This is a genomic window from Bacillus sp. SN32 (genome assembly GCF_002837495.1).
Lineage (GTDB): Bacteria > Bacillota > Bacilli > Bacillales > Bacillaceae > Bacillus > Bacillus subtilis.
The window spans coordinates 1518181-1544173 of the sequence record NZ_PJCT01000001.1; the positions used below are offsets into that span (position 1 = coordinate 1518181).

A 25993-nucleotide genomic window follows, 5' to 3' on the forward strand; every position below is an offset into this window, starting at 1 on the left:
ATATGGAATTAGATTTTGAAATTTTTCATCACAATGTTCATTTGCAAATGACATCATTTTTCAGTAAAATAAAGGCATATTATCCATATATCTTTTTAAAAAAGAAGAACGGATCATCAAGACCCGTTCCATCTTATTCGAGGAAATCTTTCAAACGTTTACTTCTGCTAGGATGTCTTAGTTTCCGCAACGCTTTGGCTTCGATTTGTCGAATACGCTCTCTCGTTACTCCAAATACTTTGCCGACCTCTTCTAATGTTCTTGTACGGCCGTCATCAAGACCGAATCGAAGACGCAATACATTTTCTTCACGATCAGTTAACGTATCAAGCACATCTTCCAGCTGCTCTTTCAATAGCTCGTATGCGGCGTGGTCAGAAGGTGAAGTTGCTTCTTGGTCTTCAATGAAATCACCAAGGTGCGAGTCATCCTCTTCACCGATCGGTGTTTCCAGCGATACCGGCTCTTGAGCAATCTTTAAGATTTCGCGTACTTTTTCAGGCGTTAAATCCATATCTTCCGCAATTTCTTCAGGTGTTGGTTCTCTGCCTAAGTCTTGCAGTAATTGACGCTGCACACGGATTAATTTATTAATGGTTTCAACCATATGAACGGGAATCCGGATCGTTCTCGCCTGATCGGCAATGGCGCGTGTAATCGCCTGTCTGATCCACCACGTAGCATACGTACTGAATTTATAACCTTTGCGATAATCAAATTTTTCAACGGCTTTCATCAGGCCCATGTTTCCTTCCTGGATCAGATCAAGGAACAGCATACCGCGTCCGACATACCGTTTTGCGATACTGACAACAAGCCGCAGGTTCGCTTCAGCCAATCTGCGTTTAGATTCTTCGTCACCTTCTTCAATCTTTTGAGCGTAGGCGATTTCTTCTTTTGCAGAAAGAAGGTTAACCCGACCGATTTCCTTTAAATACATACGAACTGGGTCATTGATTTTAACGCCAGGCGGTACACTTAGGTCATTAAGGTCAAATTCTTCTTCGGCTTTGGCAAGCTGCTGAATATTAGGATCTTCTGTTTCTTCATTCTCACTAATTAATTCAACACCTTGTTCACCTAAAAATTCATAATACTCATCCATTTGGTCTGATTCAATTTCAAAGCTGGACATACGCTCAGCAATTTCTTCATATGTCAAAACGCCACGTTTTTTACCAGACTCTGTTAATTGCTCTTTTACTTGGTCGAATGTTAATTCTGTCTCGTGGGTTTGTTTATCAGCCATTATGGATCCCTCCTTCCAAAGCTTGCAACGAATTCTATAAGCGGTATGATTCTTATTCGGTCCATTCAGGCGTTTTCTATGTGAACTGCCTTTAACAATGTGCGAATAATGAAATGACAATTCATGATGAGGTTAAGCGATCTATTTGCTCCTCCGCAAGGAATCATTGCCAATAAATGCTCCTCATCAGTTCTCCAGTTATTTTAAAGATCGGTTCAATGTAACGATTTCTTGAGCCAGAGAAGCAGCTCTTAAAAAATCTTTTTGCCTTTCGGCTTCGGCTCTTTCCGCCTCTTTTTCTTTTATCATTGACCAATTTCTTTGATTCAACACTTTTTTTACATAATCTGATAACTCGGCTTCGCTAAGCTCTTGACTAACCTGAAGCATTAATATATCAGACAAGAGCTGGCTTATATGATCATCCGTCACCCTGGCCATCAGATGCTGAGGCGTCAGCTCGGCTCCCTCTTCATAAAAAGCATAAAGATAGGCAGCTAATGCCCGGTGCTCATCAATATTAAATTGAAACCCTACCCGGTCAATCACTTTTTTGATGACGCTCCGATCTCGAAGCATGTGAGCGAGTAACAGCCTTTCTGCATTTTCATACGCCGGACGCAAACGTTTTTGCCTTGCTTTTGTCGTCAGATGCGCTCGCCGCGTTTTTGTTTCACCGCTATTGTCAGCAGGTTTGTTTTGCTTGCTGAAAACAGACAGCTGCTCAGTTAAAGACTCCTCTGAAAGCGAAAACTCTGAAGCAAGCTGCTTTACATAGACTTCCTGCTCTAGAGACCCTGAAAGCGTGCTGATTTCTTTCAGTACGTCTTTAATGTAAGCTAGTCGGTCGCCTTCATCGGACAGGTTCTTTCCTTTTCGGAAATATTGCATTTTGAACGCCATTACGGTGACACTGGCGTCAATAATGTCGTTTTTAAATTTTTCCCCGCCGAATTTTTTGATGTAATCATCAGGGTCCAATCCGTCAGGAATCATTGCAACTCTGACTTTGCAGCCTTTTTTTTGCAGAAGCTCCGAAGCTTTTAAGGTGGCTTCATAACCGGCTTTATCAGAGTCATAGCAAAGAATGATTTCTTCGACGTTTCTTCTCAGGATCTTGACATGATCATCTGTAAGCGATGTTCCCATCGTGGCTATGCTTTCTTTTACACCCGAGCTTACGGCCGATATGACATCAGCAAACCCTTCAAATAAGACTGCTCTTTCCTGCTTTCTGATATGAAGGCGGGCCTTATAAAAATTGTAAAGCAGTTTACTTTTATGAAAGAGCGGGGTTTCAGGACTGTTCATATACTTAGGCTGCTGGCTGCCAAGAGCCCTGCCTGAGAAAGCAACAACAGCCCCGTGATGATCATGGATAGGAAACATGACACGGTTTCTGAAGCGGTCGAAATATCCGCTTCCGTCTTCGCGTCTGATCAGGAGACCCGCTTTTTCCATTTGTGCCTCACTAAATCCCCTCTTTACAAGGAATTTCGTGATAAAGTCCCAAGAATCAAGAGCATAGCCAATCTGAAATTCATCAATCAGCTCTTTCGTAAAGCCCCTAGAAAGCAGATAATCCAGTGCCTCTTGACCTTCTTTTGTATTTATTAACAAATGATGGTAAAATTTCTTCAGGAGCTCATGTGCCTCAGCCATTTTTTGTTCTCCAGAAGACTCTGGCCGGGCTCCGGAATGGACTGTTATATCATCTGGAAAATCAATTTGGTATTTGTCAGCAAGGTGAGAAACCGACTCGGCAAATGAGTAGCCTTCCATCTGCCTTAAAAAAGAGAAAACATTGCCGCCCGCTCCGCAGCCAAAGCAATGAAAAATCTGTTTGTCGGGCGATACGGAAAACGAAGGTGTGCTTTCTCCATGAAAAGGACAGAGTCCAAAGTAGTTTCGGCCTTGCTTCTTTAATTGAACATAATCACCTATGACTTCAACGATATCTGCCGACTTTTGCACCTGATCCACAATTTCATCTGGTATCCGATTTCCCATCTTATAACACTCCGTCGTACATTATTCGATGCTTTAGTGCAAAATCCCTTCATCGTTCGACAGGATTTTTTGCAGCAGTGTAATAAATCGTTCTCGATCTTCTTTATTCAATTTTTTAGGCCCTTTGGCATATACGCCTTTTCTTCTTTGTTTGCCGGAAAAATGACGGCCCTCTAGAGCAAAATCAATCGTGTCTTCTTTATAAAGACGACCTCTTTCCGACATAACTGAGACATTTCTGTTCAACAGCAGAGATGCTAATCCGATGTCCTGCGTCACAACAATATCTCCCGGTTTCACGTGATTTGCGATATATAAATCAGCAGCTTCTTTATGAGGATCAACATACTTCCATTTTTCTTCATTGCTTCTGGAAAGCTGATAATGTTCAAATGAAGCGACAAAAAGAACTTGAACTTCATACTCGGATGCTGTTTGTAAAATTTCATCTTTTACCGGACAAGCATCAGCATCGACAAAAATCGTCTTTTCTTGTTCATTAAGAAGAGTAATTCTCCATCCCTCCATTAAACTCCTGCATAAAAGCAAGCAAAATCGCACATCCTTTATTATTGTGGATGTATAGGAATTTGTCGAAAAATTTCCGGGAGAAATTCTTGACATCTTACCCATAATAGTTTATTCGTATCACACGATCCTTAAACCTAAAATTAATCATTTTATCACAATTTTTTATTATAATACAAACTTCACAAAGATGCTATTGTTTTTCATTATTCCCTTTTGGCACAGCCAAAAACCCAGGATAGAGCGTCCTGAGTTATATGTTTTTTGTTTTGAGATGATGGATAATATTTGCTGTTTCCTCAACCGCTTTATTTGAAACATCAACAACCTGGCAGCCGATCCGATCCACAATCTTTTCGAAATACTCGAGTTCCTCTTTGATTCTGTTGATATTTGCATAAATCGCTTTATCATTAAGCCCGAGTGATTTTAAACGTTCTTTTCTGATATGATTCAGTTTATCAGGGCTAATCTTTAAACCGATGCATTTTTTCGGATCAACGTTAAAGAGTTCTTCCGGCGGATCAACCTCCGGTACAATCGGAACATTGGCAACCTTCAGGCGTTTGTGTGCGAGATATTGAGACAGCGGTGTTTTAGACGTTCTTGAAACGCCGATCAAAACGATATCAGCTTTTAAAATCCCTCTTGGATCACGTCCATCATCGTATTTAACTGCAAACTCGATGGCCTCCACTTTTTTGAAATAATCTTCATCAAGCTGGCGCACCCGCCCCGGTTCGTATTTCGCTGTTAAACCGTAGGCTGTTTCCATTTTATCAATCAACGGGCCGATAATATCATAATATAAAACATTTGCTTTTTCCGCTTCGGCTATCAAATATTCTCTGATTTCCGGCACCACGAGTGTAAAACAGATAATGCCGCCGTCTGCCTTTGCAAGTGAAATCACTTCATTGATAGTGCCTATATCTTCAACATAAGGAATTCTTCTTACATGAGTATCATCCGCCGATCCGTTAAATTGGCTGAGTGCTGCTTTTACTACCAATTCAGCCGTTTCACCGACGGAATCCGATACAACATAGATGATGCGGTTATTCATATTATCCCCCCGTTAGTTTGCAATCTTATAGGATTTCATTTTCAGATAAACTGACAAGTATTTTGGTCATATTTGTTTTTGTCACTCTGCCGATCACTTCAAAGCCTTTATCGGTGTCTTTGATGACAGGCAGTGCATCAATTTGTTTTTCTATTAAGTGCTTTGCAATGTCCATCACATAATCCTCGCGTCTGCACACCGTAATGTTCGGCATCCTTGTCATGATGATGTGAACAGGGACCGATGTAAGCTCCTGCTGGCCAATGCTCGCTCTGAGCAAGTCTTTTCGTGAAAGCACCCCGACTAAAACAGCATCGCGGTCCACCACAAACAGAGTACCTACATCTTCTAAAAACATGGTGCAAATCGCATCGTACACAGAAACGTTTTCGTGAATCACTACGGGGATAGATTGAAAGTCTTTCACCTGAAGCTTTTTGAGTTTATCCGCCAAAAGCTGCGTGCCGGTTTTTCCCGTATAGAAATAACCGACTCTCGGGCGCGCCTCGAGGAATCCTGACATGGTGAGTATGGCTAAATCCGGGCGCAATGTCGCCCTGGTTAGGTTCAGCTTTTCTGCAATATGCTCCCCTGTAATCGGCCCGTTTTCTTTTACAATCTGCAAAATATGTTCTTGCCGTTTATTTAGTTCGATCGTACTCACCACCTTTTCACTTCATAGCTATGTAAAGAAATAATAATCCATATTATAACGTAAATATCTTGTAATCAAACAAAAAACATATAAATGGGGAAAAGACGATTACCGATCACACAGCAACCGCCTTTTCTCTCTTTATTTTACAATAAGGGCATTCATATTCGCAAAGGACTTGATCTCATCCGCCAAGCTTACCATTTGCGCTAATCGATTTGCCTTTAATGCCTCATTATCCGCTATAACCATTGTATGATCGAAGTAAGCATCGATCGGTTCTTTTAAGGCTGCAAGTGAAGCAAGCGCCGCCTCATAATCTTTTTTGCTGAAGTTTTCCTGCAGATTTTGCTTCGCTGTTTGGTAGGCATCAAACAGTTTTGCTTCGTATTCATTTTCAAACAGATCAGGCTGAATGTCTCCGCGGACTCCTTTTTTGCTGATAGAGATCACTCGGCCTAACGCTTCGGCTGTTTCCTTAAAGCCAGGTGCACCAAGCTTTTGCTCCAGTACTTGTGCTTTATGCAGCGCAGAGTACGGCTCAAGCTCAGAGCTTTCCAGCACGGCGTCAATGACATCATGTCTGATTTGTTCAGCATTCAAGACATATTTCAAGCGCTGAGTGAAGAAATCCAGCAGTTCATTTTCTTTATCGGTTTGTACGAAAGTAAGCAGCTCTTCAAATGAAATTCCCCAGTTGCGGTCAAGAAGAATCGCAACAATACCGCTTGCTTGGCGGCGCAGTCCGTAAGGGTCCTGGGAACCGGTCGGAATTACGCCGATAGAGAAGAATGAAGCGATTGTGTCAAGCTTATCCGCCATTGCTACAACAGCTCCGGTGAAAGTAGAAGGCGTTTCTCCGCCCGCTGATCTAGGCATATAATGTTCATTGACTGCCGCCGCCACAGCTTCATCTTCGCCAAGCATTCTCGCATACTTTTCGCCCATAATTCCTTGAAGTTCAGGGAATTCATATATCATATGTGTCACAAGGTCGAATTTAGATATTTCAGCAGCCCGCTTCACATGTTTTAATGTATCTTCATCAGCCTGAAGACGAACGGCAAGTTTCTCTGCGATTGATGTGACTCTTCTAACCTTATCAGCAAGAGAACCAAGCTCTTCATGGAAAACGATATTTTCAAGCTTCTTCACATTTGCATCAATGTTTAGTTTCTGATCTTCCTTGTAGAAGAATGACGCATCAGATAAACGTGCGCGCAGCACTTTTTCATTGCCTCGGGCCACATTTTCAATCGCGTGGCTGTTGCCGTTTCGGACTGTGATAAAGTGAGGCAGCAGGTCACCGTTTTTGTCTTTGACAGGGAAGTAGCGCTGATGCTCTTTCATTGTCGTGACAAGCACTTCTTCAGGAATTGACAGAAACTCGGATTCAAATGAACCGTAAAGAGCTGTCGGGTATTCTACTAAATGATTCACTTCATCAAGAAGGTCTTCGTCAACTGGAATGCTCCAATTGTTTTCAGCAGCCATTGTTTCCAGCTGAGATTGAATCATTTGCTTTCGGACGCTAGGATCAGCAATAACATGCTGTTCTTTCAGCTGCTCTTCATAAGCTGAAGGTGATTCAATTGACACTTCATGTCCGAGGAAACGGTGTCCCTGTGTTGTCCGTCCAGACTCAACGTTTGTGATCGAAAATGGAATGACATCCTGTCCAAATAATGCGACAATCCATTTGATCGGTCGGATATAACGCAAATCTTCATTTCCCCAGCGCATGTTTTTCGGGAAATGCAAGCTTGTAATTAAACCGCTCAATTCTGGCAGAAGCGACTTCGTTTCTTGGCCGGCTTGGAATTTTTGCACGAATACATACTCTATGCCTTTTACTTCTTTGATATACAGGTCTTCCACATTCGCGCCTTGGCCTTTTGAAAAGCCGATTGCCGCTTTTGTCCAGTTCCCGTCCGCATCAAGGGCAATTTTTTTCGCAGGCCCTTTTGCTTCTTCTTTTATATCATCCTGCTTTTCTGCGACATCCTTAACGAACACAGCAAGACGTCTCGGTGTATTGAAGAGTTTCACTTCACCGTGAGTAATATTTTTTTCTTTAAGCCAGCCTGTCAGCTTGTCGCCAAGCTGAACCATGCTTTCATTCAAAAAGCGCGCCGGCATTTCCTCTAATCCGATCTCTAAAAGTAAATCCTGTTTACTCATGAGAAGAACCCTCCCCTTTAAGCATTGGGAACCCTAGTTTTTCTCGTTCCTCATAATAGGTTTTTGCTACTTTTCTAGCTAAATTCCGCACTCTTGCGATATAGCCCGTCCGCTCGGTAACAGAGATCGCACCTTTGGCATCAAGCAGATTGAAGGTGTGCGAACATTTCAGCACATAGTCATATGCTGGATGAACAAGTCCGTTATCCATTTGCTTGATCGCTTCTTTTTCGTATGTGCTGAACAATTGGAACAGCATATCGACGTCTGATGTTTCAAACGTATAAACAGAATGCTCATATTCAGCCATCATGAATAAATCTTTTACTGTAAACCCTGACGTCCACTCCAAGTCAAACACGTTTTCTTTATCCTGGATATAAGACGCGAGACGCTCAATTCCATACGTAATCTCTACAGAAACGGGTTTACACTCTAATCCCCCGACCTGCTGGAAATACGTAAATTGTGTTATTTCCATTCCGTCAAGCCAAACTTCCCAGCCTAGACCCGCGCAGCCTAAAGACGGATTCTCCCAGTTGTCTTCAACAAAGCGAATATCGTGCTCAAGCGGATCAATTCCAAGAGCACGCAAGGAATCCAAATACAGCTCTTGAATGTTATCAGGAGACGGTTTAATAATGACCTGGAACTGATGATGCTGATACAGTCTGTTCGGGTTCTCCCCGTAGCGGCCGTCTGCAGGACGTCTGGAAGGCTCTACATAAGCCACTTTCCACGGCTCAGGGCCGATACTGCGCAAAAATGTATACGGGCTCATCGTGCCGGCTCCTTTTTCTACATCGTAAGCCTGCATAAGCACACAGCCCTGACTGGACCAATGCTTTTGCAAGGTTAGAATCATGTCTTGAATATTCATTTCAAGCACCTCCACTTTTCTTTCATAAGTTGACTGCGGCAGCAACCAAAAAACTCCCGTCTCTATGCTTGCCAGCCGCAAACATAGGGACGAGAGTTCTCCCGCGGTTCCACCCTAGTTGCTGAGAACAAAATCCCAGCCTCTTTTTTTAAAATTGCTCAAGAATGCCTTTCGTTGCGTGCTCATCCTTAGCTTACACCGCCCTAAGGTCGCTTTCATGAGGTAAACGCAAGTACTTCTTTCTCTCACTGCAACATATTTTATAATAAATGATCATATAAAAAGATGGACCAAATGTCAACTTTTGTTTTCACCCATAAGATGCTTCATGCTTTCCATTTGATCTAAAAAGCGCTTTGATTTTAAATACAATCCCGAATATTCTTCGTAATATAAATCAATCACTTGCTTTAATTCAGCTTTTGTTTCCTCTTTTAAGGACACATTGCCGAGTCTCGACAGATCAAAATAGTAGAAGAGTCTTAACAGCCTTGCCGTTTGCGGTTTAATCGGTATCCTGTAAGGATCTTTTTCAAAACAGCGGTGGCATATAAAACCATTATCACGAACAGAAAAATGAAAGGTTCCGTCTTGGCTTTTACAATGTACACAATGATTCAGCTCAGGATACAGGCCCATGACACCGAGCATCTTCATTTGAACAATGAAGGTGATAACATCCGGATCTGTTCCTTCATTCAGCTGTTTTAATGATTCTAATATGAATTCAAATAAATAAGGATTTGACTTTTTTTCTTCTGTGCCTCTGTCGACTAACTCAGCAATATAGGCAGCATATGCTGTTAAAAACAAGTCTTCCCTGATGCCTCTCATGCTGAGGATCATTTCCCCCTGCTGAAGCGTTCCGAGGCCCGATGTTTTTTGCATTAAGAAAGAACCATACAAAAAGGGCTGGCTGACTGCTGATAAACGGCTGTTCGGTTTTTTGGCGCCTCGTGCCATAACACCTATTTTTCCGTGTTCTCTTGTCAGTAAAGTTACGATTTTATTCGTCTCTCCGTAATCATTTGTGCGAAGAACGATTCCTTCACATTTTATCAGCATTTCCGCACCTTCCTCAAGCAGGAGCGGCCAAGAGGTTTATAAAATTGGATAATCAAATCGGGCTAGCTCATCTTCTAGTTCTTCGGGTCTTTCCATGTTCTCTTTTTCCAGTTCTTTAAAAAGAAGATACGTATCAACATTTCCTGTTTGAGAAAATACGTTCCAGGTAAAATTCAACACAAGAAACCCACCTTTCTGTAGTTAAACTAGCTTACCTAAACTCCAAATTCTTACCTTTATCTTGACCAGATGTCCTCCATTTCATGTTAAACAAAATTTGCTAATGTATCCCTGTTCCTGTGAGATAATGACACACACAGCAAGAGATTAATATTCGTCCTCTTTAAAGCCAAAATCGCGAAGCTGGGACATTTTATTACGCCAGTCTTTCTGCACTTTCACCCACAATTCAAGGTAGACACGGGAGCCCAACAGTGCTTCAATATCCGCTCTCGCTCTTTTTCCAACCTCTTTTAGAAGGCTTCCTTTTTTACCGATCACGATGCCTTTCTGGGAATCCCGCTCGACCACAATCGTTGCCGCTACGTGCACAGAACCGTTGTCTTGCCCTTTGATGGATTCGATGGCCACCGCAATGCTGTGCGGGATTTCTTCTCTCGTCAAATGCAGCACCTTTTCCCTGATTAATTCAGAAATGATAAATCGTTCAGGGTGGTCAGTTACCTGGTCACTCGGATAGAATTGCGGCCCTTCCGGCAAATACGCTTCAACCTGAGCAAGCAATGTTTCGATGTTATTTCCTTCTAAAGCAGAAATCGGAACAATTTCCTTAAAAGGATAACGTTTGCGGTATTCGTCAATTAGCAGAAGCAATTGGTCGGGATGAATTTTATCAATTTTGTTTACGATTAAGAATACAGGCGTAGACATCTTCTCCAATTTCTCAATGATGAATTCGTCGCCCTTCCCGTAGCCTTCCTCAGCATTGATCATAAACAAGATCAAATCGACTTCTTTTAATGTATTTTGCGCCACTTTCATCATAAAGTCCCCAAGCTTATGCTTAGGTTTATGAATCCCTGGTGTGTCAATAAAAATGGTTTGTGATGTGCCTGTCGTCAGTACTCCTTGCACCTTGTTTCTCGTCGTTTGGGGCTTATCGCTCATGATCGCGATTTTTTGTCCAATGACTCTGTTCAAAAATGTAGATTTTCCTACGTTTGGTCTTCCAATAATGGATACAAATCCTGATTTAAAGCTTTCGTTCGTCATGTAAATCCTCCGATGAAAATGCGCCTGGCAATAATTCTTCCACAGTCATTTCTTTTATTTGTCCTTGTAAATTAGTCAGTACGACAATAACGTCTTTTGTGCAAAGCTCAGAAATCACCTGGCGGCAGGCTCCGCACGGAGATACCGGTCCAGGGGTGTCAGCCGCAACGGCCAGCATCTGAAACTCTGTATCCCCTTCAGAAACAGCTTTAAATAAAGCAGTACGCTCGGCGCAATTGCACATGCTGTATGCCGCGTTCTCAATGTTGCAGCCTCTGTACACTTTTCCATCCTTGGTAAGAAGAGCGGCTCCTACTTGGAATTTGGAATACGGCGCATATGCCATATCACGCGCTTTTAAAGCTTCTGTTATTAATTCTTGTCTGTTCATGTGTACATTCCTCTCTTACCTATAATGGTACCGCTATCACTTTATATTTTACATAATCGCGCGCTTTTTTTCACGCCCATTTCTAAAAATGTAAAATAAATGTAAGAATTTTCAGCCATTACAGCTTTGGCAAAAAAATAAGTAAACCAATGATACACGAAATCACGGCAAAAACGCAAACAGCCCCGGCGGCAGCGTCCTTGGCCGCTTTAGCAAGAGGGTGATGTTTGTCAGTTATTAAATCAACCGTATGTTCAATGGCTGTATTTAAAAGCTCAAGCGAAAACATACCGCCTATCAAAAGGAATATAATCATCCACTCAATCATGCTGAGCTCTACAAGGAAGCCGCAAATGAGAACAGCGCAGGCGGCTGCGGCATGAAATTGGAAATTCCGCTCCGTCCGCGCTGTTTCCCAGATGCCCCGGCCTGCATGCACGAAGCTTTTGAAGAACCGCTTCAGCTCATTTCTATGATCTTTTGAGTCCATAAGCGTCCAGCAATTCCTTTTGCTTAGTAAACATCTCCTCTTCTTCCTCTTTCGTCATATGGTCATATCCTAAAAGGTGCAGAAATCCGTGTACAGCTAGAAATCCGAGCTCTCTTTTAAAAGAATGATTATACTCCTCTGCCTGCTCTCTTGTGCGATCGGCACTGATGATAATATCACCTAAAACCGGAGGCATTTCGGCGCCCACGATTTCGACCTCGCCTTCTCCCTCTTCTTCAAGAGCAAATGAGATGACATCTGTCGGAGCATCCTTTCCCCGGTATTCTTTGTTAATCTGATGTATGTCATCATTGGAAACAATCGTGACAGAAACTTCAGCCTGATCCTGAACGCCTTCACGCTCAGCGGCAAATTGAAGCAGATTTTCTACTTCTTTGAGCATCTCTTCTGAGACGCTTCCTGTTTCATCAACGATATCAATCAGTAAACTCATCTATTTCACCTTCTTAGTAGCCTCCGGATATTCAATCCGGGAGTGGAAAATTCCTTTTAATGTTGCACAGAGCGTTTTTGCGATTGTATCCAGCTCTTTAAATGTCAAATCGCATTCACTGAACTGTCCGTCCTGAAGCTTATCGGATATAATACCCCGGACAAGCTTTTCAATTCGTTCAGGATTTGGATTATGCATGGATCTGACGGCCGCTTCAACACTGTCGGCCACTGATATAATTGCGGCTTCCTTTGACTGCGGCTTCGGCCCCGGATAACGGAACTCTTCCTCTGTAATCTGGTCGCCTTTTTCCTTCGCTTTATAGTAAAAAAACTTTAAAAGCGAGGTTCCATGATGCTGCTCAGCAATATCGACAAGCTCTTTCGGAAATTTATAGCTTCTCAGCATATTCGCACCGTCTGTCGTATGCGAGATAATAATATTTTTACTCAACTGAGGTGACAGCTTGTCATGCGGATTGTCAATATTCATTTGGTTTTCAATAAAATATTGCGGTCGCTTTGTTTTTCCGAGATCGTGATAATATGCGCCGACTCTTGCAAGCAAACCATTAGCCCCAACCGCTTCACAGGCTGCCTCTGATAAATTGGCAACCATTACACTGTGATGATATGTACCTGGTGTTTCTGTCAGTATTTTGCGCAATAGCGGATGGTTAGGATTAGACAGCTCGAGCAGTCTCATGGTGGATAAAATGCCAAAGCCCGTCTCAAAAAACGGCATCAGGCCGATGATTAATACAGATGAAGCAAACCCCGACACAACCCCCATGAGCATTAACGTGCCGATTTCAAGACCCGACAGCGCAGTGTTCTGGATCAATAATAAGGATAGAACGACAACCATATTAATAAACGCCACGAAAAGTCCGGTCTGCAAAATCTTTGATCTTGCATTGTGTTTTCCTAAAAATAATACACCTGAAATGCCGCTGATCAAATAATAAATCCCTATGACATAATTGAATGTTCCTGTCACACCCTGATTAAACATCATACTTCCGCAAATCGCAAGAATGATACTTCCCAAAATGGCAATGCGTTCATTCATCAGCAGTTTGATTAAGATGGCGCCGGCCGCAATGGGGACCAGATAGCCGATATTATTATACTCCATCTTCTGAAACAAACTGACAACCTCCATTATCACAAGCAAAAGTGTTGTGATAATCGAGAATAACAGAATGGATTGGTTTTTAAACTTCAGATTTTGTTTCTGTTTTTCAAAATAATATACAAGTGTTGCAATGAAAAGTCCGATCATAATCAATAGCCCGCTGATCGGTTTAAAGAGATTTGAGTTATTTAATAACCCGGTCAGCTCAAGTTTCCTGTACACTTCCCGATCAATGAGGTCATTTTCTTCCACGAGCACTTGCCCCTGTTTGATTTGAACCTGCTGGACATTGTCTGAAGCTTCCTGCCGTTTTGCCTCTGTTGCTTTCGGATCGAAGACGTAATTCGGAATAATAGCAAAACGCCCGATTTCTGTCGCGGCTCCCAAGTATTTAGACGGAATAGAATTGCTCTTTAGCTCTTTTTCTACCTTATCTTTTGCATCAGATAGTTTATCCGAAGGGATTTCACTGCTCATGACCGTATTTACTGCGGTAATGACCGTATCTCTGACAAAAGAAAAGTCTTCACTGTCTGCTTTCAGCAATGTCTTGATGGAATCCTCCGATATAGAATCATTCACATCTGATGTCAATTTGTCCTTTACAGATTTGACCATTGATTTTTCCGATGGTGATTTACTGCCTTCTTCCGATGATTTTTTCACTTCACTGATACTGTCGAATATTGATGATACAAGGTCAATCCGATTGTCTGTATATTCTTTTTTTAATGTATATTGATCTTCAACCGCGTCCTCAGCGGCTTGCTTTTTTTCCTCTGTGGCTTTTTGATCTTCTACGGTTGCCGGAGCGTAAATGGTCTTGTCGCTGACTGAAAACAGGTCTAAATCAAGTGTTTCCGGCTTAACATGTACAAAGAGCAAAGCAAACATAATGGCAGCCAGCAGAAGATACAGCAGTACATGCATGGAGCGGGCATTTTTAAAACTGCTCCATTTTTTTGAGCTGCTTTTGGTCTTAGCCTTCTTTTTCAACACAAGAACCTCCTCTTGAAACATCAAGCCTATAAGCAATCATAAAAATGACCCGATAACGCGCGATCGGGTCATTCAGCATTAATTTTGCTTATCGTATGCTTCAATTATTTTCGCAACAAGCGGATGTCTGACCACGTCTGTCTGGTCTAGCTCAATCATAGAAATGCCGTCTATTCCTTTCAGCATCTCCTTCGCTACTGCAAGTCCCGATTTGACGCCTTTCGGCAGATCAATTTGGCTAACGTCACCTGTAATGATCATTTTAGAGCCAAAACCCAGTCTCGTCAAAAACATTTTCATTTGAGCAGGCGTGGTATTCTGTGCTTCATCAAGTATAACATAAGCATCATCGAGCGTCCGTCCCCTCATATATGCGAGCGGAGCAATTTCAATGATGCCTCTTTCCATCAAACGTTCTGTATGATCTGCCCCAAGCACATCATGGAGAGCGTCATACAGCGGGCGCAAATAAGGATCTACTTTTTCTTTTAGGTCACCTGGGAGAAAACCAAGGCTTTCACCAGCTTCCACGGCAGGTCTTGTTAAAATGATTTTTTTGATATGTCCGTTTTTTAAAGCATGGACTGCTTTTACGACAGCCAGGTACGTTTTCCCGGTTCCCGCCGGACCAATGCCGAATACAAGGTCATTCCGCTTCATAGCGGCCACGTATTCCCGCTGTCCCATTGTTTTTACACGGATTGATTTGCCTTTTGCGTTTTTTGTAATTTCTTCTTCATACATGCTTTCAAAGTATTCAAGTTCATTCTTCTTTGCCATTTTGATGGCGTAAATCACATCACGTTCAGAGATCTCTATCCCCTTGCGAATTAAAGCGAGGAGCGATCCCAGCAGCCTGTCTGCAATCTGAAACGATTCATCATCGCCTGAAACATAAATCGTCTCGCCGCGCGTAATGATATTTACATTCAGATCTTTCTCCATCAATTTCAAAAAAGAATCTTGGTTCCCGAAGAGTGAAAGCGCCTCGTCCGGGTTTTTCAGTTTTTGATTCATCGCAAGTAAATGTTCTGTCATTCTTCAGTCTCCCTGACAATAGGTGTGGTTTGAACGATATCTTCTATAACTTGGTAGAGAATAATCAACTTTACTTTACCATTCTCAACAGTCTGGTGCAAAACTTTTTCACTTTTCACCTCGCCGTTTTCGCCTATTTTATCCTCTACATCCTGTTTACCCAATTTAATGCCTTCTTGAACTGCTTCTTCTTTCGTATATTTTCGCAAAGCCTCTTCACTTTCTCTCGTTTGCTCTTTGACATAGGATACAGGGAGCTTAAATCCGAGAAAATGAAGCGAATGCTTTTCTTGTTCTGTTTTTGGATGCTTCAATTCCTCTTTTTTAAACGTCATCCCCCAGATCGGGATTGCCAACGAGCCAAAAGAAAGCTTGTGCTTTGTCCTTACTTTGCCCGTATAGACGTTAAATAATGTTTCAAGCGGGACTGTCACTTCTGATCTATACCAGGTTTCTCCGTAAATTTCTGCTTTTGAGGCGACTTCCTGCTGATGGTCTTCGCTGCCGATCAGTCCCGAAACAAGCAGCTGCCCCTTTTCAACATGATCGTGTATGGCAGCCATGGGCTGTCCTTTTTGCACAAACATTCTCGTAATGGTTGCTTTCTTTTTGGCGACAATATTGCGCGGGCTAACATACTTTTCTTTTTCGGGCTCATTTTTCTCCACAACTTTCATGTGAATGGTCGTCCCCTTCAGATCAACTCCGACCCAAGTGATATTGTCTATTCCATTGGTTAATGATTTCTGTATTTTTTCGGGCGACATCATTAAAAACTGCAGACGGCCCTTTTTGACGCCGATTTCATTAAGATGCTGCCTCATTTGATGTTCTGTTTCAGGCTTAGCGCCTGTCACATCAATTTTCCACACCATATTGGACAGCAAAAACAAAAGGATGAAAAAAATCGCAAAACCGATCGTAAACCCTATATTCAGCTTTGATTTCAGCAACAGGAAGGGAAAACCCTTCCGATTGATAAATCGGGCTTTACATTTAAATTTACTTCTCACCCGCCGAAAGGCATGTACATCCTGAAGCTGTATATATAACGATACGGCTTCTTTCTTTTTTTTGACATGAAAGACCGGAATCCCCTGTCTTGTGCATTCATTAAGGAGCCGCTCAATCCCTCTTCCCGTCAATTCAAGCTGGACCTTACCCGAAAAAAAAGACAGCCATTTATTTTTCACAACATTTCCCCCTCGGCTTTATGACTCAACATATCGAACGACATCAATCGTACCCTCCAAAAGTATCTCTTCCGGAAGAATCGCCTTGATGACAAAATTTTTACCAGATATGATGCACTGGCCCTGCTTCAGCATCAGCCTCACTTCATTCTCACTGAAAAGCAAAAGACCTCTGTGGTTTTCTATGTAGATATGAAGTCTGCCAACCATTGTAATCCTCGGCAGATCCATCATAACGTCCGGGGGAATTTCCAATGCTCTTGTCAGCCAAGCTTTCATACGATTCTTTCTTTGCCCCATACAAAAAGAACCCCCTTTCATCTCATATGTATGATTTGAAAGGAGGTTCTAACACTTTAATTTTTACGGGCCGAGCGCATCGTACGGTGAGGTTTTTTCGCCCGTGGAGGCCCGAACACCTCTCCTAGAACGATCCCCTGTACGACGGTGTCTTTATTCACCTGAAGCATTTTTTGTTTTGTGTATACTGTTTTTTGTTTTGCAGCAGCAAGATCTCGTTCCAGCCCTTTCAGGTTTCTTGCTGTTTCCCTGCGTCTTTCTTCCGCTTCCCGTCTTGCCTGTTCCATACGGTTAGGGATAGGTGCAGGGGCATCTTCTTTTGACTGCTTCTTTTGAGGAGAAGCAGATTGCACGTGTTGAGGTTTTTTTCTTTTTTGGCTGTTTTGCTTTTCTTCTTTGCTCTTTTTGCCGAAAATCGCAGAAATGATTCCGATGATCGCTGCAATAATAAGCGGATTGGTCAGTAAATCTTCCATCAGCGTTCTCCCTTCTTAGAGAGATTATGATTTGCGGTCTTCATCCGAAGGGTCTTTCGTCAGCTTCCCGAATGAATCACGCATTTCTGTGTCAGCATCGATGTTCTTGATATTCATGTAATCCATGACGCCAATATTCCCTTCACGCAAAGCTTCTGCCATCGCAAGCGGCACTTCCGCCTCGGCTTCTACCACTTTCGCGCGCATTTCTTCTACGCGGGCACGCATTTCCTGTTCTTGAGCGACAGCCATCGCACGTCGTTCTTCCGCTTTTGCCTGCGCGATGTTTTTATCAGCCTCAGCCTGATCGGTTTGTAAAATTGCACCGATGTTTTTGCCGATATCTACATCTGCAATATCAATTGAGAGAATTTCAAACGCAGTTCCTGAGTCCAATCCTTTTCCAAGGACTGTCTGAGAAATCATGTCAGGGTTTTCAAGCACTTTTTTATGATTGCCAGATGAACCGATTGTAGAAACGATCCCCTCACCTACACGAGCTACAATGGTTTCTTCTCCTGCTCCCCCGACGAGGCGCTCGATATTCGCTCTTACTGTGATTCTCGCTTTCGCTTTCACTTCAATCCCGTCCATTGCGACACCGGCAATGAACGGTGTTTCAATCACCTTAGGATTAACGCTCATTTGAACAGCTTCCAACACGTCCCGGCCTGCAAGATCAATGGCAGCACAGCGCTCGAATGTGAGTTCAATGTTAGCTCGCTGAGCGGCGATAAGCGCGTTGACGACTCTGTCAACATTACCTCCGGCCAGGTAGTGGCTTTCAAGCTGGTTTGTTCCAACATTAAGTCCCGCTTTATGGGCTTTAATCAGCGGGTTAACAACCCGATTCGGAATGACACGGCGAAGCCTCATCCCAACTAGAGTGAAAATGCTGATTTTCACTCCGGCTGCCAAAGCTGAAATCCAAAGCATTACAGGCACAAATGTAAAAAATACTGCCAAAACAATGATCGCTACTGCGACAATTGCCAGAATCATAAGTGTTGACGGATCCATATAACTTCTCCTCGTTTCTATTTAAATTTCTCTCACGACAATGCGTGAGCCTTCTACTTTAATCACTTTTACTTTTTTATCTTTTTCTGTAAACGATCCCTCCGATACAACGTCAAGGCGTTCATCATCAATAATCACGGTTCCGGAAGGACGCAGCGGTGTAAAGGTTATACCCACTTTTCCCATTAAGTCCGTGCGCGTTTGATTTGAAACGTAGCCGCTCTCCGTGTTTGTAGAATCATTTAATATCAATTTCTTAAAGAATTTCATACGCTTTCCCAACACCCTTGTCAGTAAAATAAAAGCTGTAATCGAAACAGCTGAGGCGATCAAGAGAGAAACCGCCATGACAGTGAAGCTCCCCGCGGCTAAAAACAGGCTCGCAATAATCGCTCCCAAGCCCAGTAATCCAATGATTCCTCCGGGAAGAAAAATCTCAAGCAGGATGAGGATCACCCCTGCTATAAAGAGGAGAACCGTCTCATACCCGGCAAGGCCTGCTGCAAGATGCCCGTAAAAGAACAGCAATAACGCAATGAGTCCAGCCGTTCCAGGGAGGCCGACACCCGGGGAAAAAAGCTCCACCGTCAGACCTAAAAATGCGATTGTCAGCAGAATAGGGACAATGACCGGATTCGTCAGCCATCTTGCCGTCTTTTCCGCAAAACTCTCCTTTGCGTAGCTGATCTGCGCTTTTTCGAACCCAAGCTTCTTTACGAGCGTGGATAAATTGTCAGCAGTGCCTTCTGAATAGCCTATCTCAATTGCCTTGTCTGCGTTAAGTGTCAGCAGATCTCCTTTAGGCGCGCCGACTTCCTTAGCATCTATATCCGGGTCAGCCATTGCGAGCGCATATTTTGGATCGCGGTTATTTTTCACTGCGGCATCTTCCATCTCTGCCAGCCAAAGTGATTGAGCTTTTTGGTCAGCGGCATTGCCTTGACCATCAACAATCGCGGCGGCTCCCATTTTTCCGCCAGGCGCCATATAAATGTGATCTGCTTGCAGTGCAATATATGCACCAGCAGACAACGCGCGTTTGTTGACATATGCAGTTACGGGGATCTCGCTTTCGGTTATCAAATCGGCCATATCAATAGCAGATTTGACCAATCCCCCCGGGGTATTGATATCAAGAATAATATGGTCTGCATGTGCATCCTTTGCGTCTTGTAACGAACGGGACAAAAACGAAGCGAGACCCTGTTCGACATTTTTTTCAACCGGAATCACATAAACAGTTTGTTTTTCTGCTTTTGCATTCAGTTGTACGCCTAATAAAGAAAGCAAAAATATACTCAAAAGAGCAGCACGGAATCCTTTGATTTGAAGCAAGGGCGGTGTATCCCTCCTTCCTTTTATAATAAGTGCCTTCTCTTCATACGTAACAAATGTATCAAAGGTTTCATTTTTTTATGTATAAAAAAAGACATCTCTCTTAGAAAGATGTCCTTTTCTTTGCCATTTAAGACAGTTGACTGCTCACAAGCTTATTAATTAAACTTCCGTCAGCTTTACCTTTTACTTTAGGCATAATTGCCCCCATCACTTTGCCCATGTCCGCTTTTGAGCTCGCACCGACCTCCGCGATGGTTTCATTTACGATTGTACGCAGCTCTTCTTCTGACAGCTGCTCAGGTAAATAAACTTCTAAAATGTCCAGCTCTTTTTGAACTTTATCTACTAAATCTAAACGATTAGCGTTTGAAAATTCCTGGAGGGAGTCTTTACGTTGCTTAAGTTCACGAGAAAGGACAGTGAGTTCCTCATCCTCGGTCAAACTGTCTTTCTTAAGCTTAATTGCTTCATTTTGAAGTGAAGCCTTAACCATTCGAACGACAGTCAGTTTGTCTTTCTCACGGTTTTTCATATACAGCTTCATATCCTGGTTGAGACGCTCAAGAAGACTCATAAATCCACCCTCTTTTAGAATTTGCGTTTTCTAGCAGCTTCAGACTTTTTCTTGCGCTTTACGCTAGGTTTTTCATAAAATTCACGCTTTCTTGCTTCTTGCAAAGTACCTGTCTTTGATACACTGCGTTTGAAGCGACGAAGAGCATCTTCAAGCGATTCGTTTTTTCTAACGACCGTTTTTGACATTCTCTTTCCCTCCCTCCGAATACACCAATCGACTACCTTTAAGTTACACATATAAACATGTACTTTGACATTATAATATAAGCCATCAGTCAGGTCAACTAAGTGAGTTCACTTTTCCGTCATGAGTGCGACTGCCTGTCTATATAATGATAGAAAGGGGTTGGTGAATAGGATGTTAATTCTGATTAGCTTTACTGCTCTTATATTATTCTTTCTCGCAGGCATGAACATGCTTCGAAAAGGCTTAATTTCTATGGCGTACTCAAAAATTGAAGAACGTTTGCTTTTATTTACGGACCATCCGTTAAAAGCGTTTCTTATCAGCATTGTATTTACGGGAATACTTCAGAGCAGTTCAGCTTTTATGGTCATTGTCATCGGCTTTGTAAGTGCGGGCGTTCTTTCTTTTAAGCGGACGATACCAATGATTCTGGGGACGAATGTTGGCTCTACTTTTACAACTGAATTTATTGCTATCAAAATGGATATTTTGATTTGGGTTCTTTTAATAGGAGGTTTATTGTTTTTTCTGACTGGCAGGTATCCTTTGAAACAGCTGGGAACAAGCTTCCTTGGACTGGGCATCATCTTCTTTTGCATCAGCGGATTCAGCCATCTTGCCGGGCCGCTGACAAAGCTGAAAACGGGAGCCGACGTTCTATACCATGTTAACGATTCAAACTGGTCCGCTTTGCTCATCGGGATGGTGTTAACTGCCATCATTCACTCCAGTTCTGTCTGTATCGGCATTTTGATGAGTTTTATGAATGAAGGGATTATCGGACTGACACAGGCGATGAGCGTCGTACTCGGATCAAATATCGGGACATGCATTACAGCTGTCATGGCTGCTGTATCCGGGGGATATGCGGCGAAACAGACAGCGTATGCGCATGTGGTATTTAACGTGCTAGGGGTGGCTCTAGTATTGCCTTTTCTGACCGCAGCGACCGGCTTTGTAGAGCAGTTATCACCCGATCCCGCCCAAAGGATTGCTCATTTCAGCCTTTTATTTAATGTAGTAACAGCTCTTTTATTCCTTCCACTTACAAACTTGTTTTACCGATTAATTCACCTTCTTATCCCGGCTAAATAAAAAAACCGGTACATTTTAATGCACCGATTTTTCAGGTTAAGAAGACAAACGCATGTGTTCAGTTATTTCATCCTCAACCACACGGACAAACTGTCCTTCATTGTAAGGATAACCTGCTTTTAGGATTTTGACTTTTACGATTTTGCCGATCATATCTTCCGTACCTTTGAAAACAACCTTCATATAATTGTCTGTGTAACCGACAAACATATTTTCTTCTTCTATTTCCTTAAACGCTTCCTCAGGGATAATCTCAAGCACTTCATTTTCATACTGAGAAGCGTATTCTTTTGCAAGCTGGTCAGAAAGAGCAATCAGGCGGTGCACACGTTCGTTTTTCACGTTTTCATCCACTTGGTCTTCCATTCGCGCAGCTGGTGTTCCTGTACGCTTACTGTAAGGGAAAACATGCAGTTCAGAGAATTTATGTTCTTTAATAAAGTTATAGGTTTCCATAAATTCTTCTTCTGTTTCTCCAGGGAACCCGACGATGACATCAGAAGTAACAGCTAAGCCTGGCAGTGCTTTTTTCAATTTATTTAAACGGTCTGCAAAGAATTCCATTGTATATTTGCGTCTCATCCGTTTAAGCACTGTGTTTGATCCGGATTGGATAGGAATATGCAGATGATTCACTATCTTATCTGAGCGGTCTAAGACCTCGATCACTTCGTCAGTGATTTGGCTGGCTTCGATTGAAGAAATTCTGATCCGTTTCACGCCTTCCACACGGGTGTCTAATTCGCTCAAAAGCTTCGCGAAGTTGTAATCTTTCATATCTTCGCCGTAGCCGCCTGTATGAATACCCGTAAGAACAATTTCCTTATATCCGGCATCAACAAGCTGCTGCGCTTGTTTAATGACTTCTTCAGGATCGCGGGAGCGGAGCAGGCCTCTCGCCCACGGAATGATACAGAATGTGCAGAAATTATTGCAGCCCTCCTGTATTTTCAATGACGCTCTTGTGCGGTCCGTGAAAGCAGGCACATCAAGCTCTTCGTATACTCTTGCTTTCATGATGTTGCTGACGCCATTAATCGGCTGGCGTTCTTCTCGGTATTGGTCAATGTAGCCAAGCATTTTTTCACGGTCCTGTGTTCCGACTACAATGTCGACACCGGGGATCGCCATAATCTCAGCAGGTGAGGTTTGCGCGTAGCAGCCTGTGACACAGATGACACCGTCAGGATTTTGACGAATGGCGCGTCTGATCACTTGGCGGCTTTTTTTATCTCCCGTATTTGTAACCGTACATGTATTAATGACATATACATCAGCTGTTTGTTCAAAGTCTCTTCTTTCATAGCCCGCTTCTTTGAAAAGCTGCCAGATTGCTTCTGTTTCATAATGGTTGACTTTACAGCCAAGCGTATGGAAAGCAACAGTTGCCATTACTGATCACCTCTTAATAACTCTGTTTGATAAGAAATCGCACTCAACGCGTATAGCGGAGCGGTTTCTGTCCTTAAAATTCTCGGTCCAAGGCCGCACGTCACACCGTCTTGCTCTGTGAGCCGTTCAACCTCCGCTTCTGTTAAACCGCCTTCGGGACCAAATACGATCAATAGAGATGATCCTTTCGGAAGGCTGCTTACAATCGCGCTGAATGCGCTTATTTCCCCTTGCTTCGATGACTCCTCGTATGCAACGACACATTTATCGAAATCCTGCATCCTTTGAAGAAGCTGCTGAAAAGAATGGACATCCATCACTCGCGGCACTTCGTTACGGTACGATTGCTCAGCCGCTTCCTTCGCAATTTTCGTCCATCTTTCCCGCTTTTTCTTTGCCTTTTTGTCATCCAGCTTGACAACAGAACGCGCGGCTTGGAAAGGAATAAAGGCATGAGCTCCGAGCTCAGTCCCCTTTTGGATAATCCATTCAAGCTTATCTCCTTTCGGAAGGCCGCTCGCAATATAGACCTTTATCGGAAGCTCTCTGTTTTCATTCGTCCATTCTATCACAAGGCAGGACACTTTATCTTTGGAAACAGATTGAAGTTCACATTTTGCCTCGAAGCCGTCTTGAGAGCAGCAGATAATCTGGTCTCCCTCATTCATTCTCATCACGTTCACAATATGATGAACATCTTCGCCAGTAATCAAAAAAGCCGGCGCTTCCTCTATTTGCTGCTTCGTGAGCTCGATAAAATATCGTTGCATACGCTGTGACACCTACTAACTGTTATTTTTTCGCAATAATGCTGACCCAATCTTCCATTGAAAGGATTTCTACAATGGTAAAGCCAGCTTGTTCCAGTGCTTCTTTTACTTCTTGTTTTTTATGACCGATGATTCCTGACGTAATAAAGTGGCCGCCTTCTTTTAACAGGCTGTACGCTTGTGAAGTAAAGCGAAGAATGACTTCAGCCAAAATGTTGGCCACAATCACATCATGTTCCCCTTCAATCCCGTCTAACAAATTGTTTTGCTTCACTTGAGCAATATCGCTGACTTTGTTCAGCTTGAGATTAAGGCGTGCACTTTCTACAGCCACGGGATCAAGATCGTAGGCATGAACCGATTCAGCCTCAAGCATTGCAGCCGCAATACTTAAAATTCCCGAACCAGTGCCGACATCAATCACCTTATCACCCTTTTGCACAAAGCGTTCAAGCGCCTGAATGCAGAGTACGGTTGTCGGATGTGTCCCTGTGCCGAAAGCCATTCCCGGATCCATTTCAATAATCAGTTCATCAGTATGGACCGGCGTATATTCCTCCCACGTCGGCACAATTGTAAACTTTTCAGAAATTTTCACAGGATGATAATACTTTTTCCAGGCAGTCGCCCACTCTTCTTCATTTACTTCAGAAATAGTGATGTGGTTTCTGCCCAAATCAATATTGTAAAGAAGGAGATTATTAATCGTTTCTTTAATGCCGTCTACAGTTTCGCCCAGAAAACTGTTAACCGGCAGATATGCTTTGACAATGACACCCTCATCTGGGTAATCATTGGGGTCGAGCTGGTAGATTTCCCCGTACACATTCTCACGTTCTTTAATTAAATCAAGCGGGTCCTCTATCACAACCCCACTTGCACCAGCTTCATGCAATATATTTGAGATAGGTTCGACCGCTTCATGTGTTGTGTGAATGCTTAATTCGGACCATTTCAAAACTACCAACTCCTCATCCAATAATTAATCGCCTTTAAACGCGCGTTTTACCTTGTCAAAGAAACTCATTTCCTGTTCGTCAGGCAGGTTTCCGCTGACTTCGGCAAATTCGCGGATAATGTCTTTTTGTTTATCAGTCAGATTTGTCGGCGTAACGACGCGGACGACGATATGCTGGTCACCCTGTCCATAGCCTCTGACATTTTGAACGCCTTTGCCTCTTAATCTGAATTTCGTTCCTGTTTGTGTACCGGCCGGAATTTTCAATTTCACTTTTCCATGCAGCGTCGGCACTTCTACCTCATCTCCAAGAGCAGCCTGAGCAAACGTTAACGGCATTTCACAGTAAATATCATCGCCGTCACGCTCGAAGAACTCGTGTGCGCGTACATGGAACACGACAAATAAATCCCCAGCAGGGCCGCCGTTTATTCCTGGTTCACCCTGTCCCGAGAGACGAAGCTGCTGCCCGTCATCTACACCGGCTGGAATTGTCACATTGATTTTCTTGCGTTTTTTGATTTTTCCTTTGCCGCCGCAGTCCGCACATTTGTTTTTAATGATTTTGCCTGTACCTTCACAGTGGTGGCAGACCCGTCTGTTAACGACTTTTCCAAACGGTGTATTTTGCTCCACGTTTAACTGGCCGGAGCCTCCGCAGTGGGAGCATGTTTCTGGATTTGTTCCAGGTTTCGCACCTGAGCCTTTACATGTTTCGCACGTTTCCTCGCGGGGAATTTCGATGGTTGTTTCTTTACCGAAAGCCGCATCCTCAAACGACAGGGTCATCGTATACTGTAAATCAGCACCCTGGCGCGGAGCATTTGGATCTCTCCGTCTTGTGCCTCCGCCGAAAATACTTGAGAAAATATCATCGAAACCAAAACCGCCGAAATCGCCGCCGCCAAAACCTCCGCCGCCGAAGCCTTGGTTAGGATCAGTGTGACCAAATTGATCGTAATGCGCACGTTTTTGGTCATCTGACAGCGTTTCGTACGCTTCTTTTACCTCTTTAAATTTTTCATCTGATCCGGCTTCTTTGTTAATATCAGGATGATATTTTTTTGACAGCTTCCGATAAGCTTTTTTAATTTCATCCTTTGAAGCGCTCTTACTTACTCCCAGCACTTCATAGTAATCACGCTTACTCATCTCGCTTCACTCTCCCGAATTTCTCACATAAATTAGATTGTATCATTTTGAATTATGATTTTTCAATTCCTTTTATCCCGGGCAAGAAAAAAAGTCAAAGCCAAGAGATGCCTGACTTTGACTTTCTAATCATTGAATCAGATTATGAAATGTGTTCTTT

Annotated in this window: 27 protein-coding genes and 1 other annotated feature; of the genes, 1 reads left to right on the forward strand and 26 read right to left on the reverse strand. The window is 43.0% G+C overall.

Going from position 1 to position 25993, the window contains the following annotated elements:
- Positions 1-133: 133 nt before the first annotated feature.
- The 22 genes from rpoD to rpsU all read right to left on the reverse strand — a co-directional run bounded on the left by rpoD (position 134) and on the right by rpsU (position 20465).
- Positions 134-1249, reverse strand: coding sequence for an RNA polymerase sigma factor RpoD (gene rpoD / locus CW370_RS07865; RefSeq protein WP_003226225.1), 1116 nt, complete (start codon positions 1247-1249; stop codon positions 134-136).
- Between the two features lie 198 nt (positions 1250-1447).
- On the reverse strand, positions 1448-3259 hold the full coding sequence (dnaG, locus tag CW370_RS07870) for a DNA primase (protein WP_024572414.1): 1812 nt from the start codon (positions 3257-3259) through the stop codon (positions 1448-1450).
- Positions 3260-3292: 33 nt separating this feature from the next.
- Positions 3293-3787 (reverse strand): YaiI/YqxD family protein, encoded by a 495-nt coding sequence (locus CW370_RS07875; RefSeq protein ID WP_003230065.1) that lies wholly within the window; start codon positions 3785-3787, stop codon positions 3293-3295.
- Positions 3788-4040: 253 nt separating this feature from the next.
- Entirely contained in the window at positions 4041-4853 is an 813-nt protein-coding gene (locus CW370_RS07880) for a pyruvate, water dikinase regulatory protein (protein WP_003230064.1), read from the reverse strand.
- Between the two features lie 25 nt (positions 4854-4878).
- Positions 4879-5517, reverse strand: a complete 639-nt coding sequence (ccpN, locus tag CW370_RS07885) for a transcriptional regulator CcpN (RefSeq protein ID WP_003237058.1) — start codon at positions 5515-5517, stop codon at positions 4879-4881.
- A gap of 132 nt (positions 5518-5649) precedes the next feature.
- Positions 5650-7689, reverse strand: a complete 2040-nt coding sequence (glyS, locus tag CW370_RS07890) for a glycine--tRNA ligase subunit beta (protein ID WP_024572413.1) — start codon at positions 7687-7689, stop codon at positions 5650-5652.
- On the reverse strand, positions 7682-8569 hold the full coding sequence (gene glyQ / locus CW370_RS07895) for a glycine--tRNA ligase subunit alpha (RefSeq protein ID WP_003226213.1): 888 nt from the start codon (positions 8567-8569) through the stop codon (positions 7682-7684). The genes glyS and glyQ overlap by 8 nt, the downstream gene beginning before the upstream one ends.
- 82 nt (positions 8570-8651) lie before the next feature.
- Positions 8652-8827 (reverse strand) — a binding site (T-box leader).
- 39 nt (positions 8828-8866) lie between these two features.
- Positions 8867-9634, reverse strand: a complete 768-nt coding sequence (recO, locus tag CW370_RS07900; protein WP_024572412.1) for a DNA repair protein RecO — start codon at positions 9632-9634, stop codon at positions 8867-8869.
- A 36-nt stretch (positions 9635-9670) separates the two neighbouring features.
- Positions 9671-9814, reverse strand: a complete 144-nt coding sequence (locus CW370_RS07905; protein ID WP_003230053.1) for a YqzL family protein — start codon at positions 9812-9814, stop codon at positions 9671-9673.
- A 147-nt stretch (positions 9815-9961) separates the two neighbouring features.
- Positions 9962-10867 carry a GTPase Era gene (gene era, locus CW370_RS07910; RefSeq protein ID WP_024572411.1) on the reverse strand — a complete coding sequence of 302 codons (906 nt, stop codon included), beginning with the start codon at positions 10865-10867 and terminating at the stop codon, positions 9962-9964.
- A complete protein-coding gene (locus tag CW370_RS07915; RefSeq protein WP_003230049.1) occupies positions 10848-11258 on the reverse strand; it encodes a cytidine deaminase in 411 nt (136 codons plus the stop codon). Before CW370_RS07915 ends, era begins: the two co-directional genes overlap by 20 nt.
- 118 nt (positions 11259-11376) lie before the next feature.
- Positions 11377-11748, reverse strand: a complete 372-nt coding sequence (locus CW370_RS07920; RefSeq protein ID WP_015384119.1) for a diacylglycerol kinase family protein — start codon at positions 11746-11748, stop codon at positions 11377-11379.
- Positions 11729-12202, reverse strand: a complete 474-nt coding sequence (ybeY, locus tag CW370_RS07925) for an rRNA maturation RNase YbeY (RefSeq protein ID WP_024572410.1) — start codon at positions 12200-12202, stop codon at positions 11729-11731. Before ybeY ends, CW370_RS07920 begins: the two co-directional genes overlap by 20 nt.
- The gene (pgpH, locus tag CW370_RS07930) at positions 12203-14338 is read right to left on the reverse strand and encodes a cyclic-di-AMP phosphodiesterase PgpH (protein WP_010886570.1); all 2136 of its coding nucleotides are present in this window, start codon (positions 14336-14338) and stop codon (positions 12203-12205) included. It abuts the gene before it with no gap.
- Between the two features lie 78 nt (positions 14339-14416).
- Positions 14417-15376 carry a PhoH family protein gene (locus CW370_RS07935; RefSeq protein ID WP_014477373.1) on the reverse strand — a complete coding sequence of 320 codons (960 nt, stop codon included), beginning with the start codon at positions 15374-15376 and terminating at the stop codon, positions 14417-14419.
- On the reverse strand, positions 15373-16569 hold the full coding sequence (gene yqfD / locus CW370_RS07940) for a sporulation protein YqfD (protein ID WP_003230033.1): 1197 nt from the start codon (positions 16567-16569) through the stop codon (positions 15373-15375). The genes CW370_RS07935 and yqfD overlap by 4 nt, the downstream gene beginning before the upstream one ends.
- Positions 16570-16587: 18 nt before the next feature.
- Positions 16588-16869, reverse strand: coding sequence for a sporulation protein YqfC (gene yqfC, locus CW370_RS07945; protein WP_003226191.1), 282 nt, complete (start codon positions 16867-16869; stop codon positions 16588-16590).
- 56 nt (positions 16870-16925) lie between these two features.
- A complete protein-coding gene (locus tag CW370_RS07950) occupies positions 16926-17345 on the reverse strand; it encodes a hypothetical protein (RefSeq protein WP_024573276.1) in 420 nt (139 codons plus the stop codon).
- Positions 17346-17369: 24 nt separating this feature from the next.
- Positions 17370-18365, reverse strand: coding sequence for a flotillin-like protein FloA (gene floA / locus CW370_RS07955; RefSeq protein WP_014477375.1), 996 nt, complete (start codon positions 18363-18365; stop codon positions 17370-17372).
- Between the two features lie 21 nt (positions 18366-18386).
- Complete coding sequence (locus tag CW370_RS07960; protein ID WP_029946405.1) at positions 18387-19700, reverse strand: NfeD family protein; 1314 nt, start codon at positions 19698-19700, stop codon at positions 18387-18389.
- Positions 19701-19830: 130 nt separating this feature from the next.
- A complete protein-coding gene (locus CW370_RS07965) occupies positions 19831-20277 on the reverse strand; it encodes a GatB/YqeY domain-containing protein (RefSeq protein WP_003230022.1) in 447 nt (148 codons plus the stop codon).
- A gap of 14 nt (positions 20278-20291) precedes the next feature.
- Positions 20292-20465 (reverse strand): 30S ribosomal protein S21, encoded by a 174-nt coding sequence (rpsU, locus tag CW370_RS07970; RefSeq protein ID WP_003152957.1) that lies wholly within the window; start codon positions 20463-20465, stop codon positions 20292-20294.
- 172 nt (positions 20466-20637) lie between these two features.
- On the opposite strand from rpsU, the gene CW370_RS07975 reads away from it, so the two are divergent.
- Positions 20638-21561: a Na/Pi symporter gene (locus tag CW370_RS07975; RefSeq protein ID WP_015714282.1), complete on the forward strand. Its 924-nt coding sequence runs from the start codon at positions 20638-20640 to the stop codon at positions 21559-21561.
- Between the two features lie 36 nt (positions 21562-21597).
- Here the strand turns inward: CW370_RS07975 and mtaB are convergent, their stop codons facing one another.
- The 4 genes from mtaB to dnaJ are packed head-to-tail and all read right to left on the reverse strand — an operon-like array spanning position 21598 to position 25833.
- The gene (mtaB, locus tag CW370_RS07980) at positions 21598-22953 is read right to left on the reverse strand and encodes a tRNA (N(6)-L-threonylcarbamoyladenosine(37)-C(2))-methylthiotransferase MtaB (protein WP_024572269.1); all 1356 of its coding nucleotides are present in this window, start codon (positions 22951-22953) and stop codon (positions 21598-21600) included.
- Positions 22953-23723 (reverse strand): 16S rRNA (uracil(1498)-N(3))-methyltransferase, encoded by a 771-nt coding sequence (locus tag CW370_RS07985; RefSeq protein ID WP_024572268.1) that lies wholly within the window; start codon positions 23721-23723, stop codon positions 22953-22955. Before CW370_RS07985 ends, mtaB begins: the two co-directional genes overlap by 1 nt.
- A 22-nt stretch (positions 23724-23745) precedes the next feature.
- Positions 23746-24681 carry a 50S ribosomal protein L11 methyltransferase gene (gene prmA, locus CW370_RS07990; protein ID WP_004398884.1) on the reverse strand — a complete coding sequence of 312 codons (936 nt, stop codon included), beginning with the start codon at positions 24679-24681 and terminating at the stop codon, positions 23746-23748.
- A gap of 24 nt (positions 24682-24705) precedes the next feature.
- Positions 24706-25833, reverse strand: coding sequence for a molecular chaperone DnaJ (gene dnaJ, locus CW370_RS07995; protein WP_003230010.1), 1128 nt, complete (start codon positions 25831-25833; stop codon positions 24706-24708).
- Between the last annotated feature and the right edge of the window lie 160 nt (positions 25834-25993).